A 14980-nucleotide genomic window follows, 5' to 3' on the forward strand; every position below is an offset into this window, starting at 1 on the left:
GACCGAGGAGGCGAATCAGCTCCTGCGCTATCATCTTGCCCAGCAGCGCGGGGTGATTCCGCTGCGCAGGCTGCGCTTCATCCGGGCGCACGCGGACAGGCCGCTGCTTGTCCAGCCGAATGCCCGGCGGCTGCTCCGCAAGAGTCTGATTGTGCCTGCGGTGTTTTCAGGGGCGATGGTGTTTGTGGCGGTGCTGATGGCGGGCGGGTTGTATTTGATGGCAACGGCGGGGATTCAGTGGCAGGAAAAGGTGATTGGGAGGCATTGGGAGGAAGGTGAAGCGGGAGAAGTGGATTATAAAACTCTGCCTAAAAATGGACAGATCACATCTGGAATCAAGAGAGGGGGGAAACATATCCGTTTTTGGGATGGAAAAAATGGGAAGATGCTTCTCTGTAAAGAAAAAGAAGAAAACGCGAAAATATCAATTAGCAGAGACGGGAAATTTATTCTGTCAGACTGCAATTTAATAAACATTACTGATGATACGGAAATAAAAATTACTCAAAAGTGCGGTAGATACAACGAAAAATCAGATATATGTGGCAAAGAGTGTAAATTTTCTGATTCAGAAAAATATATCAGTTATCATATATGTAATTTAGATGAAAATACAATCGCTGCTGCTCTCTATTCTATAGATAAAAAACAAATTGATAGAAGAGTCGATATTGTTCAGTCAAATAATAACTATGAAAAATATGAATTTCAATTCAGCGATAATAGAGAAAGGTTAGTTGTTATCAATAATAGCGAATCAAATGTACGTGTCGGTGAAAAAACTATTGAGCTATACAATGCTGTTTATTCAGAAATAATAAAAAAATTATTTAATGAACCAATGGTGTATGATATAAGTTTTGACATTTTTAGCAAAAATGAAGAGTTATGTATAACATCCAATAATAGCGTTGGGGATGCATCAGTGATTCTCTACCATCTTGATGATGGCAGAAAGATGTCATCAATAACATTGTCTGTATATATATCAATGGTGTATTTTTCATCAGATGGAAATCATATTATTCTTTTTAATTCAAATACAAATAAAGATAAAAACAAGTTAAGTATTTTAAATGCTTCAGATTTGAATCCTGTTCAAGGGACGAAAATTGAGAAAGTATATCTCGGAAATGTGAATAATGTTAATTCTGAACCAAGTGTTTACTGGCAAGATGGAAACGATGTAAAACTTTGGCATGTCAGCAAAGGCGAACCTATTTTGCTGAAAAATATCAAATTCGGAGATAAAGACAGCGTCTCATCCAGTGCCGATATGCAGCGGGCTGTCATCTGGGGGCCGCAGCGTCCCGCCGAGCTGTGGGATGTGAAAGAGAAAAAGCTGCTGCGCTCGCTGACTTTCAGCAAGGATAAGCACATCCAGTCTGTTGCCTTTTCCATGAACGACACGGCTGTGGTCATCACCGAAGAAGGCGGCGTTGCCTCGCTGTTCGATGCCAAAGACGGCAGCCCGCTGGCGCAGCATATTTCCGCCGCTTCGGTGTATTACTACGACCCCGACCTGCGGCGCATCCATCTCTGGAACAGCTCCGGCCAAGTCATCCGCCACGTCGAAGGCCGCAGCTATTTCGGCTGGTTTAGGCCGACCAAGAAAGGGGCAATGGATTGATTTCAGCCGCTGACCGCAACCAAATAGTTTTTGATAAATTGACCTTTATGCTGCTGAAATGAATAGCCAGCAAGCGTAGTTACTTTCGATTTCACCTTTCTATAGTCATGAACTACATCAGCACACGCGGCGGCATTGCGCCGGTTGACTTCAGCCAGGCCGTGATGATGGGCTTGGCGCGGGACGGCGGCCTGCTGCTGCCGGAACACCTGCCCTCGATTGATCCAGCCTTGCTCAACGCTTGGCAGACGCTTTCATATCAGCACTTGGCCTTGGAGGTGCTCTCGCTCTTCACTGGTGAGATGCCCCGTGCAGACTTGGAAGACCTGATCGAACGGGCGTACAGCAGCTTCCGCCATCCGCAGGTGACACCGCTGCGCCAGGTCGGCGGTTTGCACATTCTGGAGCTGTTCCACGGCCCGACCTTTGCCTTCAAGGACGTGGCCCTTCAGCTGCTCGGCAATCTCTTTGAGTACGAGCTGAAGAAGAGCGGCGGCTGCATGAACATCATCGGCGCAACCTCTGGCGACACCGGCAGCGCGGCGATTTACGGCGTGCGGGGCCGCAAGGGCATCAACATTTTCATCCTTCACCCGCATGGCCGCACCAGCCCGATTCAGGCGCTGCAAATGACCACGGTCACGGACGCGAACGTCTTCAACATTGCTGTGCGCGGCACTTTTGACGACGCGCAGGCCATTGTCAAGACGCTGTTCAACGATCTGGACTTCCGTGACACCTACCGCCTTGGCGCGATCAACTCCATCAACTGGGCGCGGGTGCTGGCGCAGGTGGTCTACTACGTTTTCGCCTATCTCAAACTGCGCAAGAGCGGCTTTGACTCTGTGGATTTCTCGGTGCCGACTGGCAACTTCGGCGACATCTTCGCTGGCTACATGGCCAAGCGGCTGCTGCCAGCAGGCTGCATCAACAGACTGATTCTCGCCACCAACTCCAACGACATACTGGCCCGCTTTGTCAATCAGGGTGATTACTCCATCGCCGGAGCTGTGTCACCGACCTTCAGCCCCTCGATGGACATTCAGATTGCCTCCAATTTCGAGCGCTACCTCTACTATCTCTTCAATGAGGACAGCGGCAGGGTCAAGGCGGAGATGGAGCGGTTCTCGGCCACCGGGCGCATGGATTTGTCCGGCTGCATTGAGGAGGTGCGCCGCGACTTCGCCGCCCGCTCCGTCTCAGAGGATGAGACCATAGCCACGATCCGGCAAACGCATGAGGAGCACGGCTATCTGCTCGACCCGCACACGGCGGTCGGCGTGAAAGCGGCCTTGGAGCTGAAGGAGGAGCGGCCCGTGGTCTGCTTAGCCACCGCGCATCCGGCCAAGTTCGGCGACGCGGTGCGCAAGGCCATTGGCAAAGAGGTCGAGCTGCCGCCCGCGCTGGCCGGACTGTCCCAGCTGGAAAGCCGCTGCGAGGTGATGGATGCGGAGGCGGCCTTAATCCGCGAGCATCTGCGCACGAACGCCTTGCTGTAGACTTTGAGTGGCTGCATCAAGCCCTGGAAGCACTCCCGTGCAATCCATCGTCGCACGGGAGAAGTACGCATCGTTGATCGAGAGAAGTACGTTGCGTTGATCGGGAGAAGTATCTTGCGTCGCACTCCCGTGCAACACGCCGCCGCACGGGAGTGCTTTGGCGCGATCACGCCCGCAGGCTGTGTGCTGTCAGATCCCTCATGGTGAAGCTGATGCGGAGAAGGCACTTGCAAAAACTGTTCCGCCGCATCTGCAATAAACTGTCAGCTTGCTGACCTGAACGCGTTCCTTTATGACCGTGCAAATTGTCAAAAGCGTCTGCCGCATCTGCCACGGCGGCTGCGGCGCGCTGCTTACTGTAGAGGACGGCAGGCTGGTGAAAGTCACCGGCGACCCGGACTCGCCGATGAGCAGGGGCTGGATGTGCGTCAAAGGCATGTCCTCGCCGGAGATCGCCAATCATCCTGACCGGCTGACCCAGCCGCTGCGCCGGAGAGACGGCAAGGCCGGAGGCTGGGAGCCGCTTTCCTGGGACGACGCGCTCGACGAGATCAGCCGCCGCGTCGCCGCCATCCGCGAAGAGACAGGCCCGGAGTCTGTCGCTCTCGGCCAGGGCACAGGCCGCCATCACTACCTGCACACTGTCCGCTTCGCCAACGCCCTCGGCACGCCCAATTGGTACGAGCCGGGCTTGGCCCAGTGCTTCATTCCCCGCATCTCAGTGTCCAACCTGACTTACGGCGGCTTTGTCACTGGCGATTATTACGGCCAGACCAAGCCGGAGTGCATCCTCTTCTGGGGCCACAACCCGCTGGTCTCCAGCGCGGACGGCGAGCTGGCTGTCGTCGCCAAACGCTGCTTGGAGCAGGGTGCTGTCGGCATTGCTGTTGACCCGCGCCGCTCCGAGACCGCGCAACGCTGCCAGCTCTGGCTGCCGCTGCGGCCCGGCACGGATGCCGCCTTGGCCCTGAGCATGATGCACGTCATCATCCGCGACAAAATCTACGATCAGGACTTTGTTGCCGAATGGACGACCGGCTTTGACCAGCTCGCCGAGGCAGTGCGGCATTGCCCGCCGGACTGGGGCGAGCGCATCACCGGCGTGCCAGCGGCGCAGATCACTGAGGCGGCGCGGCTCTACGCCCGCAGCAAACCGGCCATTCTTGACTGGGGCCTTGGCATCGAGCAGAACACCAACTGCCTGCAAACCGTGCGGGCCATCGCCTGCCTGCGCGCTCTGAGCGGCAATATTGACGTGCCCGGCGGCGACATCCTCGGCATGAATTTGCTTCGGGCCTATCCGGTGCTGGCTCAGGAGCTGCCGGAGGCGGCGCGGAAGAAGCGTCTGGGCGCGGAGCAGTACAAGCTGCTGGGCGGCTGGCGGGCTTTCATGCCCTCGGCGCACATCCCCGCGCTGCTCCGCGCCATGCTGCACCACGACCCCTATCCGGTGCGCGGCCTGCTGGTCTTTGGCGGCAATCCCCTGCTGACCTTGGCCAACACGCGCCAAGTGCACGCCGCCCTGAGCAAACTGGATTTACTGGTTGTCGCCGATCTCTTCATGACTCCGACCGCCGCGCTGGCCGATTACGTCCTGCCCGCCGCCTTCTGGCCGGAAGTGGAGCAGGTGATCGGCTACCCGCTGGTGGTGGAGAACATGGTTTTTGCGCAGCAGAAGGCGGTGCAGCGCGGCGAATGCCGTCAGGACGAGTGGATTATGGACGAGCTGGCCAAGCGGCTGAAGCTGCCCGGCTGCGAGGAAAATCTGAAAGATGTCATCAAGCAGCGGCTGGAGCCGCTCGGCCTGACGCATGAGCAGCTTAAGGAAAAAGGCTGGGCGCATCCGCCGCACGTTTATTATAAATATCGGGAGAAAGGCTTCCGCACCCGCTCGAAAAAGGTGGAGCTGCACAGCTCGGCTTTGGAGCGGCTGGGCTATGATCCGCTGCCTTCCTATCAGGAGCCGCCGGAGAGCTTGGTCAGCCGCCCTGATCTGGCGGAATCTTTTCCATACATCCTCATCACCGGCGCGCGGCGGCGGGAGTTCTTTCACAGCGAGCAGCGGCAGGTGCGTTCGCTGCGGAAGCTGCGGCCTCATCCGCAGGCCGAGCTGCACCCGGAGCAGGCCCGGCAGCACGGCATCGCGAGCGGCGACTGGATCCGCGTCAGCTCGCCGCGCGGCAGCGTGCGCATGAAGGCCGTGGTCACGGAGAATATCCGCCCCGGCGTGGTCAGCATCGAGCATGGCTGGTGGTTCCCGGAACAAGAGGGGCCGGATTTCGGCCTCTGGGAGGCCAACGCCAACCTGCTCACCAACAACGGCCCGCCCTATGATCCCGCCTTCGGCACCTATCAGCTGCGCGGCCTGCTCTGCCGGATTGAGAAAGAGGAAGCGCAGGCCGATGAATAAGCCGCCGCTGTCCCTCCGGGCACTCCGCTGGGCAGAAATCTGCACGGATTTCTTTGCCTTTTTCGCCTCGGTCATCGGGGCCTTCGGCCTGCACCGCCTCATTGTCAGCCAGCCGCTGCCGGAAGGCTTGGGCTATTACATCCAGCTTGGCCTGCTGGCAGGCTTTGTCGGCACGATGACTTTCCATTTCATCGGCCTGCACCGCCATCAGGCCAGCATGATGAACTTGCTGGAAACTCGGAAGATTATCAAAACCACCCTGCTGCTCTTCCTGCTCCTGATCGTCTATTCCTTTTTCGCCCGCGCCGCCTACTCCCGCATCGTCCTTTTTCTCAGCTTCGGCCTGAGCCTGCTGCTGCTGACCGCAGGCCGCTTTGTCTTTTTCAAGATCACCCAGCGGCATTATTTGCGCGGCATTCATGTCCGCCGCGCCCTGATTTTCGGGGCTGGAGAAGCCGGACGGCTGCTGTGTCAGTCCATCCTCCACACCCCCAAGCTGGGTTATCTGCCTGTCGCTTTTTTTGATCCGGCAGCGGAGCAGGAGCAGCTCCGCGACCTTGGCGGCAGCGTTCGGCTCATAACTGATATAAATGAATGCCTGAAAATTATTGAGGAAGAAGATATCCGCGACATCTTTCTCAGCCACCATCTCCATGAGCGGCAGCACGGCGACGGACTTGATCTTTTCCGCCGCTGCCAGGTGGATTTTCATGTCATGCCCCACTTTCAGCCGCTGTTCACCAAGCAGGTCGAGCTGAATCTGATCAACGGCATTCCGCTGCTCTCCTTCCGCGAGATTCCGGCCCGCGCTTTGGAGGCGGCCCTGAAGCGCGGCTTTGATCTGGCGGTCGCCGGGCTGCTGCTCCTGCTCGCCGCCCCGCTGCTTCTGCTCATCGCCCTGCTCATCAAAGCGGACTCGCCCGGCCCCGTCCTCTTCCGCCAGCAGCGGATCGGCAAAGACGGCGTGCCGTTCATCATGTATAAATTCCGCAGCATGTTCACGCAGGCCCCGGTCTTCCATCATTCGCCCTCCGGCAGCGATGATCCCCGGATCACCAGGGCGGGCCGCTGGCTGCGCAAGACCAGCTTGGACGAGCTGCCGCAGCTCTTCAACGTCCTCAACGGCAGCATGAGCTTGGTCGGCCCCCGACCGGAGATGGAGTTCATCGTCAAGGGCTACAACGAGCTGTGCCGCCAGCGCCTGCGGGTCAAGCCGGGCATCACCGGCATCTGGCAGATCAGCGCGGACAGGACACGGGAAATCCACGAGGATATCTCCTATGACCTCTTCTACATCGCCAACCAGTCGCTGCTTTTGGACCTGCTGATTCTCATCCGCACTGTCCCGGCACTGCTGATCATGCGGACGTGGTGATTGTCTCCTGAAAAAATTTTCTTCCGAGATGCCGCCTGCGCTTCTGCTCAGTGAGCCAGGCGAGACGGCTGACCAAGACACGCTGGCTCTCGGCATTGAGCAGCACACGCAGACGGACAACATGACATGCGGCAGACCTTGGAGCGCATCGCCGTCTTGCCGGGCTTGTCGTGGGATGTCAGCGAGGTGGTGAGCAAGAGCGTGCAGGGAAGCTGACGCAAAAGTTCCGGTTTCTGACGCATCATGCCCTTATGTAAGCAGTTGGCATAGTGTATTCTATCTCTTAGATCATGGGATGATATTTGTTCATCCCGCCAACTAACCTTTCTAAGGAGTTTATCATGATTAAGAAGATAGTTCTTGGAGTTTTATTATTGCCACTCCCTGCCGTAGCAGGTTTAGCAGACTATGGCAATTGGTGTGGAGCAAATAATACCAGAGAAGACAGAAATTATCCTGTAAAAGACCAAATTGATGCTGTTTGCAGGAAACATGATCTCTGTATCCGAGATAATGGTTATCATAAGTGCTCATGTGATGCTGATTTTATACAAGGAATGCAGAAGGCTAGGGCAAGCAGTGACGAATCAGAGCGTTATAAGATTGCAGCTATAGGTGCTTTTAAGGTTAAACCGTGTGAATGCCGACATAAATCCTGTATAAGGCTTTGCAACTTGCGTGGATGCTGGTATGAATGCAACTGGATAACAACGCCTGGAATGGGCGGTAGCTGCTAACTTATCCACGAAAGGGGGAGCAAGGAATGAAGTAAGTAGGGATATTCCCTCCCCCCTTATATATCCTATCGATAGGAATAATTAAATTTTTATTTATATGCTAATCATGCAATATAAATCTGGAGATATTATTTTTACTCAAATAGGAAACGAAGAAAATGCTATATCTGCTGTTACTGAAGGCTATAAAGGTGCTCGAGTTAATCACATGGGAGTCATAGTGACAAACTCTCAAGGTATTTTTGTTATAGAAGCATTTCCGCCTGAAGTTCGCCTCACCAGCATTGCTGTTTTTCTTCGACGATCAAACGACCCGGTTAATGGTGCCTCCCGCTATATAATAGCACGTCTAAATCAAGATTATCAATCACTAATCCCTGCCGCTATCGCATATGGGATATCAACGAGAAATACTCCCTACGATGAGTTATATCTTACAGATGAAGACAAGCTTTATTGTAGCGAACTTGTCGTCGATATGTTCAAGGAGGCCAATAATGGAAAAGAGTTCTTCCCTGAAAATCCTATGAATTTTAGGGATACTGCAACTGGTATAATTCACCCTGCATGGCAAGCATACTATGACTATTTTGGTATGCAAGTCCCGCAAGGTCAACCTGGGTCTAATCCAGGTGATATAAGTAAGGATGATAAAATATCAATATTGGTAGTCAATGGGCCAATTACAGGATATGATCCAACAGCCTGACTATTTTTATTGTCGTGACAATGTTTTTGTATCCCATTTTCAACCGATTACATAGATATGTCGGAGGAATATACGCTCCTCTCCCGGAGCAATCTATGTTCCTTGATCAGAATATCCCCCAGCCCCGCAAACCTCAAACCTGCGTTCCAGATTCCCTCGAACGCTCGTTGCAGAATTCCTCAAACGCAGGTTCGACTTTTCCTCAAACGCTCGTTCCAGTTTCTCCGTCTTTCCTCTTGACAAGCAGGGCCGCGCTCCGTATGCTGGCAGATCAGGAATATTATCTAACTGCATCAGCATCTTGAATCCCATCGGAGGACATTATGGCAACGATCCAGTGCCGCGTTGAGCAGAACCCGCTGACCACGCCCGAATCCTACAAGCTCCGTTTCATTCCGCGCAGCACCGGCGGCTATGACGACGTGGCGGCCCGGCTTGCTGTAAAGAATCCTGTTTGGACAGCGGAGCTGATCAAGGCGATTCTGCAAGGAAGCCTGGAGGAAATCAAGGAGATGCTCATCGAGGGGATGCAGGTCACGCTGGAGAACGCCTGCACCTTCCGGCCCGCCCTTCATGCCAATTTGTCTGCGCCGGACGAGCCGCTCCCGCCGATTGACGAGCTGCTGGACATCAACATCTCGGCCTCGCGTCCCTATGTCAAGGACGTGCGGCAGGAGGCCCGCATCGAAGTCCTGCCGCCGGAGGAGAAGGTCCCGGTCATCATCTCCGCCGCCGACACGTCCCTGGAGCTGAACGATGTTGTCAACAGCGCGGGCGTATTGCGTTTAAGCGGCAGCAACCTTGCCTTTGACAAAAACAAGCCGGACTGCGGCTGCTTTATCGAGGGCACAGCTGGCGGGCGCACTGTCCAGACGCAGCTTGCCAGCGTCAGCGACACGGAAATCCTGCTCGTGCCGCATCTGCCAGCCCAAGCGCACCCGTGGAACAACGAGTTCATCGTCTCCATCAACACGAAATATACGGAAAACGGCACCCTGCGCACCGGCACGTATGGGCGCAGGCTGCGCTCGCCCTTGGTTTTGAGCGGCTTTGGCGCGAATAATCCGCAGGACATCGGCATCTTGACCGGCGATGCCGCAGCCCCGTATGTGAAGGCCACCGCCGCCCAGATGAGCGCGTCCGAGCGGCTGCGCATTCAGGCGGTGCTTGACAGCCGCAGCGGCCAGCTCATGCTCAGTCTGCTGGCCATGAGCGAACACGGCGCGGCAGGCAATGCGGTTACGGTCGCCGCCAACGGCAATTACACCCTGCCCGGCTTCAGCGGCTCGGCTGTCAGCAGCCTGAGCGTCAAGGTGGAAAATTATACAGAGCTGGTTGCGCTGCTGCGCAGCGGCTATCGTGGCAGAATGGTGGATGTTTTGGATATGGGGATGTAGGAGCGATAGATTGAGGAAATGCAGGGTGCGGATTTCCACACATTTTGCTTAATGTAGGAACTGCATCCTGTCTTGTGTTGAATTAATCGTATATTACAAGAGCATACAATTATGATTTGTCGCTTATGTCAACAAGATTTGGAGCTAAGGAATTCGCATATAGTTCCTGAGTCATTATGGAGCAGTATATATAATGAAAAACATCAAGCTCTTCCTATGACCATAGAAAATAACAAGCTAAAAATAATCCAAAAAGGTTTTCGAGAAAAATTACTCTGTCAATCATGCGAGACTAAACTTTCAAGATGGGAAAATTCTCTAAAAAAGCATCTCGTAGACTTAGGTAAACTTACTAGTGATTTTTTAGAAATAAATCGGATGAATGATAATCTGATAAGGGTAAAAAATATTGAATACAAGTTTTTTAAACTGGCCATACTATCTATTCTTTGGAGAATGTCTCTATCCACTCGGAAGGAGTTTTCTGATTATCAGTTAGGCCCTTACGAAGAAATAATAAGAAATATTTTGCTTGCAGAGGCGAATGTTTTAGAGGAGCATTTCCCTCTGTTTGTTTATAGATACGAAATGGATAAAGTGTTTTATCCAGATATTATGATGTACTTTCCACACCGCAAATTTGATCGAATTTATACTATTTATCAGTTTATAATTTGGGGACATCTTTTCTGCATTATTGTTAATAACAAAAAAGTTCCTAAGGATATGCCCAAAGAGATTATTCTTAAAGAGACAGGAGAAATGTTCATCAGTGTGAAAAGTTTAATTGAGCTTGCATCCCCTATCAGTGTTTTGACCAGAATCTTTGATGATGATATGAAACGATTTTATGGCAAATAGCGATAGCGTTAGACAATATTGCTCCGCAGCAGCTATTACCACGGCAGGATAGTGGATATTTTGGTTCAGGCTTTGCAGGCATAGTGAGTACCGTAGATTGGGCAAATGGCTTTATCATTTGCCCACGCTGAATCCTCCAAGCACCCTCTCCTCTTGACAAGCAGTACCGCGCTTCATATCCTTCCTGTTCAGGATGATTACATGTCGCATCAACACATTGCACAAGACTATGCCCTTTTCTCTCCTCCTCATCGCCTGCGCCGCCGCTGTTTGGACGTATCTTGAAATGCCGTTTGTCAGCGGGGCGGCTGTCAATCAGGCGGTGGCCGCTGTGCGCCGCACCACAGGCGGGCAGCCTGCGCAAGGGACGCTGATCATTGTGGATTACTCCCAGCCTTCCCAGACGCGAAGGCTGGCGGTGATGAACCTTGCGACCGGCAGGATGGAACTGTATGCCAAGGTCACGCATGGGAAGAATTCGGGGGCCGTTCTGCCCGACTCCTTCTCGAACCAAGAAGGCTCATTGCAGTCGTCCTTGGGATTGTTTCAGGTGGGAGAAGCCTTCAACGGCAAGCACGGCCTGTCCTTGCGGCTTGTCGGCCTTGAGCCGGAAAAGAACGACAAGGCGTTGATCAGAGGCATAGTGCTGCACGCCGCGCCCTATGTGTCTGTCACGTCCATGCTGCTGAATTGGCAAAGCGGTTTCCGGCTGGGCCGCAGCGAAGGCTGCTTTGCCCTGCCAGATGATGATTTGATCAGGCTGAATGCGCTGCTTGTCCGCCCGGCGTATGTATATGCGTATGGAAAAAATGAAGTGCTGCGCGAAAATCCTTAATCGATGCGCTGATGGTTCCGTCAATCAGCGGCGCGGGCGGCAGGATTTGTCGTAGCGCTCCTGCTCGCTGTAGATGCAGCCGCAGTAGGGCTGGCGGTACAGATTCATGGCGACGGACTCGTCAATGCCTTGCTGCCAGCCCTCGCGGAAGTCGTGGTAGAGGAACTGGATGCCGAACTGCGCGGCCAAGGACTCGCCCATGCTCTTCAGCAAGGCGTGGTTCTGATATTTTGAGTAAAGCAGCGTGCTGGTGAACGCGTCGAAGCCCTCTTCAGCGGCCTTTTGCGCCGTCGGCAGCAGGCGCATCCCGTAGCAGAGGGCGCAGCGCTCGTTGCGCTCTTCGTGGAAGACCGCGCGGCGGAGGAAATCCCGCAGGCCGTAGGCGCGGTCGATCTCCACACTGAAGTTCTTCTGCCGGGCGAAGGCCTCCAAAGCCTCAATTCGCCGCATGAATTCCTTGTACGGGTGGATGTTGGGGTTATAAAACCAGCCGCGCACCTCGTGGCCTTGTTGCTGGAGAAAGTGAAGCGGATAGGCCGCGCATGGGCCGCAGCAGATGTGGAGGAGGAGGTTCATTGCGGAAAATCAGCCAGGTTGTTCGACGCAGATTGTGTTTCTGTTTGCGGGTCAACCGGCTGCATCCAGTCGAATTGCCGCGATTTTATAGCATGGCAATTGGCGCACAGGCAAGCGAAAGGTGTGCCTTGAACTTTTCCATGCACATGATCGAGGTTCAGAACGCGAACATCTGCAAAACGGCACACTGAGCAGCGGTAACGGGCAGCGCGTGCGGCCTTGAGCGATTCTGCGCCATACGTTTTACGCAATTTTCCATTTGTGCGCGTATACAGCCATTGAACCAGCACCAGCTCAGCAGGTTCGAGGTAAGGACGGGCATCAAGAAGGCGTTTGCGTGGGAGATTTACAGGCCCGTCATCTTTATAAAGATATGCGAGGCAAGTTCTTAACGATCCACGCAGCTTTTCTTCCGCCAGCGCAACTCGTTGCTCGATATAGCAGGGATTATTGAATTTATCCGCATCAATTGATAGCAAATCGTACATGAAAGTATTTTAAATATCAAAGAAGTAGTTTGCGATTCTCACTTCACCTTATACTGCTTCGGATCAATCCCGTAGTTGTGAATCTTGTAGTTGATGATCCGCAGACTGGTCTCCAGACGCTCGGCGGCCTTGGTCTGGTTGCCGTTGCACTGCTTGAGGGCCTCAATGATCAGGTCGCGCTCGAAGTTCTCCACCGCTTGGGCGAAGGAGAGCGGCCTGCCTGCTCCGCCCACGCTTTCCGCGCTTTGCAGGGTCGGCGGCAGATGCACTGAGGTTATCGCGCTGGAATCGCAGATTAAAACCGCCCGCTCCATGCAGTTTTGCAGCTCGCGGACATTGCCCGGCCAGTGGTATTTGATCAGCAGATCAATAGCGGACGTGGAAATACGCTCAATTTTCCTGCCGTTCTCGCGGCTGTACTGCTCCAGAAAATAATCCGCCAACAGAAGGATGTCGGTACGCCGCTCGCGCAAGGGCGGCAGATAAATAGGAAAAACGTTGAGGCGGTAGTAGAGGTCTTCGCGGAAGCGGCCCTCGCGCACCGCCGCTTCCAAATCGCGGTTGGTGGCCGCGACTAAGCGGATGTCCGCCTTGAGCAGCTCCGCGCCGCCCAGCCGCTGGAAGGTGCGCTCCTGAATCACGTTGAGCAGCTTGACCTGCACCGCGTTGCTGATCTCGCCGATTTCATCGAGAAAAAGCGTGCCGCCCTGGGCCTGCTCGAAGCGGCCCATCTTGCGTTCCACCGCGCCGGTGAAGGCCCCTTTCTCGTGGCCGAACAGCTCGCTTTCGAGCAAGGTTTCCGGCAGAGCCGAGCAGTTGACGATCACGAAAGGCTTCTTCGCCCGGCCAGAGTTGTGGTGCAGGGCCTTGGCGACCATGGACTTGCCGGTGCCCGACTCGCCGCGCAGCAGCACAGTGGCATTGGAGTTCGCCACCCGATGCACCATCGCGAAAATTTCCTGCATCCGCGAGGAATTGCCGATAATCTCCTCAATCCGGTTCTTGGCTGACAGCTCGCGCCGGAGCTGCTGGTTCTCGCGGCGCAGAGCGTCTTTTTCCCGGCTGACGCTCTGGATGCGGTGGACAGTCTGGGCAATCAACGCGCTGACGATGGTCAGGAAGCGCAGATCCTGCTCCGCCTGCGGGCCGAAGTCCGGGCCGTAGCAGCGGTCAACCGAGAGCGCGCCGATGCAGCGGCTCTGCGCCCGGACATGGCCCTCGCTCAGGGCGGCCTCGTTCTCCACCGTGGCCTTGATCGGCACGCAGATGAACGAGCTTTTCCGCTTCTGCTCTTCGCTGCGCATCCCGGTGCGGTTGAGGAAAAGCGGCTCCTCGCCGATGCAGGGAACAAAAACCGGCTCGCCGTCGGCCACCACCCGGCCTGTGATGCCTTCGCCGAGCTTGTATTTGCCCTTTTTCCGCGCCGCCGCCGTGCTGCCGCAGGCCACCTCAATCTCCAACTCCAGCGTCAGCGGGTTGACGATGGTCACGGTGCCGTTCTCCATTTTTTTCATCGCCGCAAGGATGGCCACCGCCTTGTCCAAAGCCTCCTGCAAGTCTGTGGCTGCGGCAAGATTTCTTGTGATTTCATAGAGGCAGGAAAGATCCTGCATGGCGATTTTCTGATCAGCCGGAACTGCGCCCGCGCCCGCTTCAGCGTTCATGGTGAATCAGAGACAGAGATTGTTGACAAGAATCATTGAGCATGGTATATCCAGTGCTGCGAGAGGCTGGAGGAATGGCCGAGCGGTTGAAGGCGGCGGTCTTGAAAACCGTTGTGCGAAAGCACCGTGGGTTCGAATCCTACTTCCTCCGCCATCCGCACGACGCTTATTCCGGAGAGATGACCGAGAGGCCGATGGTGCTCGCCTGCTAAGCGAGTGCAGGGATAAAACCCTGCCGAGGGTTCAAATCCCTCTCTCTCCGCCATGAATTGAAAACCCGCTCCTGATGCAGGAGCGGGTTTTTGTCTTTTTATGAACCGCAGTTCAGGATTGCGCATCGCGCATCAGAAGCCCCAGAGCAGGCTGCTGCTCACCCAGCCGGTCACGCCGTCCTGCCTGACCTTGACCCAGCCTTTCTTTTTCTCCAGCGTTTTGAAAACCACGCCGTAGCCGGCCTTGGCCACGATTTTGCTCCGGGTGCTGGGCGCGCTGCGGATGTTGATCTTCCGCTTTTTGACGATCATGTGGCCTTGCTTGCCGGTCACTGATTTGTGGATCCAGCCGGACGAGCCTTCAAAATCACGCACCTGCAGCCACTGGCCCGAACGTTTCAGCACTTTCAGGGGAAAGCCTTGGCCCAGCCGCCACAGCACCTTGCTGCTGGTGCTGGGGCCTGAGCGCATGTTCACGTCTTCATTTCTGACCGCAACCATTTCCGCCAAGGCCGCCGCCGCGTGCAGCGTCAGCAGGGCCACGGTCAGCAGCAGAATGAGACAGGTTGACTTCTTCTTCATGAGCA

13 protein-coding genes and 2 tRNA genes are annotated in these 14980 nt (G+C 54.8%); 11 read left to right on the forward strand and 4 right to left on the reverse strand.

What is annotated here, in order from left to right; all coding sequences use genetic code 11:
* The 9 genes from ACNKH3_RS07880 to ACNKH3_RS07920 all read left to right on the forward strand — a co-directional run.
* Nucleotides 1-1630: WD40 repeat domain-containing protein (locus ACNKH3_RS07880; RefSeq protein WP_420208839.1), on the forward strand; the 1630-nt coding region annotated here is incomplete at its 5' end.
* A gap of 107 nt (nucleotides 1631-1737) precedes the next feature.
* Entirely contained in the window at nucleotides 1738-3129 is a 1392-nt protein-coding gene (gene thrC, locus ACNKH3_RS07885) for a threonine synthase (RefSeq protein WP_420208840.1), read from the forward strand.
* A 292-nt stretch (nucleotides 3130-3421) separates the two neighbouring features.
* On the forward strand, nucleotides 3422-5539 hold the full coding sequence (locus ACNKH3_RS07890) for a molybdopterin-containing oxidoreductase family protein (RefSeq protein WP_420208841.1): 2118 nt from the start codon (nucleotides 3422-3424) through the stop codon (nucleotides 5537-5539).
* A complete protein-coding gene (locus ACNKH3_RS07895; RefSeq protein ID WP_420208842.1) occupies nucleotides 5532-6914 on the forward strand; it encodes an exopolysaccharide biosynthesis polyprenyl glycosylphosphotransferase in 1383 nt (460 codons plus the stop codon). Before ACNKH3_RS07890 ends, ACNKH3_RS07895 begins: the two co-directional genes overlap by 8 nt.
* A 341-nt stretch (nucleotides 6915-7255) precedes the next feature.
* Entirely contained in the window at nucleotides 7256-7651 is a 396-nt protein-coding gene (locus ACNKH3_RS07900) for a hypothetical protein (RefSeq protein WP_420208843.1), read from the forward strand.
* 106 nt (nucleotides 7652-7757) lie between these two features.
* The gene (locus ACNKH3_RS07905; RefSeq protein ID WP_420208844.1) at nucleotides 7758-8360 is read left to right on the forward strand and encodes a YiiX/YebB-like N1pC/P60 family cysteine hydrolase; all 603 of its coding nucleotides are present in this window, start codon (nucleotides 7758-7760) and stop codon (nucleotides 8358-8360) included.
* Nucleotides 8361-8683: 323 nt separating this feature from the next.
* Nucleotides 8684-9757, forward strand: a complete 1074-nt coding sequence (locus ACNKH3_RS07910) for a hypothetical protein (protein WP_420208845.1) — start codon at nucleotides 8684-8686, stop codon at nucleotides 9755-9757.
* A gap of 216 nt (nucleotides 9758-9973) precedes the next feature.
* Nucleotides 9974-10618 carry a hypothetical protein gene (locus ACNKH3_RS07915; RefSeq protein ID WP_420208846.1) on the forward strand — a complete coding sequence of 215 codons (645 nt, stop codon included), beginning with the start codon at nucleotides 9974-9976 and terminating at the stop codon, nucleotides 10616-10618.
* Nucleotides 10619-10847: 229 nt separating this feature from the next.
* Nucleotides 10848-11453, forward strand: a complete 606-nt coding sequence (locus ACNKH3_RS07920) for a murein L,D-transpeptidase catalytic domain family protein (protein ID WP_420208847.1) — start codon at nucleotides 10848-10850, stop codon at nucleotides 11451-11453.
* A 24-nt stretch (nucleotides 11454-11477) separates the two neighbouring features.
* On the opposite strand, the gene ACNKH3_RS07925 is transcribed toward ACNKH3_RS07920, so the two are convergent.
* From ACNKH3_RS07925 to ACNKH3_RS07935, 3 genes are read right to left on the reverse strand one after another with little or no spacing between them, the layout of a single operon-like run.
* Nucleotides 11478-12029, reverse strand: coding sequence for an epoxyqueuosine reductase QueH (locus ACNKH3_RS07925; protein WP_420208848.1), 552 nt, complete (start codon nucleotides 12027-12029; stop codon nucleotides 11478-11480).
* Nucleotides 12026-12517: a hypothetical protein gene (locus ACNKH3_RS07930; RefSeq protein WP_420208849.1), complete on the reverse strand. Its 492-nt coding sequence runs from the start codon at nucleotides 12515-12517 to the stop codon at nucleotides 12026-12028. Before ACNKH3_RS07930 ends, ACNKH3_RS07925 begins: the two co-directional genes overlap by 4 nt.
* Before the next feature lie 38 nt (nucleotides 12518-12555).
* Nucleotides 12556-14181 (reverse strand): sigma 54-interacting transcriptional regulator, encoded by a 1626-nt coding sequence (locus ACNKH3_RS07935; RefSeq protein WP_420208850.1) that lies wholly within the window; start codon nucleotides 14179-14181, stop codon nucleotides 12556-12558.
* A 68-nt stretch (nucleotides 14182-14249) separates the two neighbouring features.
* Between ACNKH3_RS07935 and ACNKH3_RS07940 the strand changes: the two genes are divergently transcribed.
* Both ACNKH3_RS07940 and ACNKH3_RS07945 read left to right on the forward strand, forming a co-directional pair.
* Nucleotides 14250-14335 (forward strand) — tRNA-Ser (locus ACNKH3_RS07940).
* A gap of 19 nt (nucleotides 14336-14354) precedes the next feature.
* A tRNA-Ser gene (locus ACNKH3_RS07945) sits at nucleotides 14355-14446 on the forward strand.
* 79 nt (nucleotides 14447-14525) lie between these two features.
* Here the strand turns inward: ACNKH3_RS07945 and ACNKH3_RS07950 are convergent.
* The gene (locus ACNKH3_RS07950) at nucleotides 14526-14975 is read right to left on the reverse strand and encodes an SH3 domain-containing protein (protein WP_417915767.1); all 450 of its coding nucleotides are present in this window, start codon (nucleotides 14973-14975) and stop codon (nucleotides 14526-14528) included.
* Nucleotides 14976-14980: the final 5 nt, after the last annotated feature.

The sequence above is a fragment of the Candidatus Electronema sp. JC genome (assembly GCF_048287365.2).
GTDB lineage: Bacteria > Desulfobacterota > Desulfobulbia > Desulfobulbales > Desulfobulbaceae > Electronema.

Bases quoted from the DNA above. Each gene is read 5' to 3' on its own strand.
- thrC (WP_420208840.1), top strand. From the start codon at position 1,738: ATGAACTACATCAGCACACGCGGCGGCATTGCGCCGGTTGACTTCAGC.
- ACNKH3_RS07890 (WP_420208841.1), top strand. From the start codon at position 3,422: ATGACCGTGCAAATTGTCAAAAGCGTCTGCCGCATCTGCCACGGCGGC.
- ACNKH3_RS07895 (WP_420208842.1), top strand. From the start codon at position 5,532: ATGAATAAGCCGCCGCTGTCCCTCCGGGCACTCCGCTGGGCAGAAATC.
- ACNKH3_RS07900 (WP_420208843.1), top strand. From the start codon at position 7,256: ATGATTAAGAAGATAGTTCTTGGAGTTTTATTATTGCCACTCCCTGCC.
- ACNKH3_RS07905 (WP_420208844.1), top strand. From the start codon at position 7,758: ATGCAATATAAATCTGGAGATATTATTTTTACTCAAATAGGAAACGAA.
- ACNKH3_RS07910 (WP_420208845.1), top strand. From the start codon at position 8,684: ATGGCAACGATCCAGTGCCGCGTTGAGCAGAACCCGCTGACCACGCCC.
- ACNKH3_RS07915 (WP_420208846.1), top strand. From the start codon at position 9,974: ATGACCATAGAAAATAACAAGCTAAAAATAATCCAAAAAGGTTTTCGA.
- ACNKH3_RS07920 (WP_420208847.1), top strand. From the start codon at position 10,848: ATGCCCTTTTCTCTCCTCCTCATCGCCTGCGCCGCCGCTGTTTGGACG.
- ACNKH3_RS07925 (WP_420208848.1), bottom strand. From the start codon at position 12,029: ATGAACCTCCTCCTCCACATCTGCTGCGGCCCATGCGCGGCCTATCCG.
- ACNKH3_RS07930 (WP_420208849.1), bottom strand. From the start codon at position 12,517: ATGTACGATTTGCTATCAATTGATGCGGATAAATTCAATAATCCCTGC.
- ACNKH3_RS07935 (WP_420208850.1), bottom strand. From the start codon at position 14,181: ATGAACGCTGAAGCGGGCGCGGGCGCAGTTCCGGCTGATCAGAAAATC.
- ACNKH3_RS07950 (WP_417915767.1), bottom strand. From the start codon at position 14,975: ATGAAGAAGAAGTCAACCTGTCTCATTCTGCTGCTGACCGTGGCCCTG.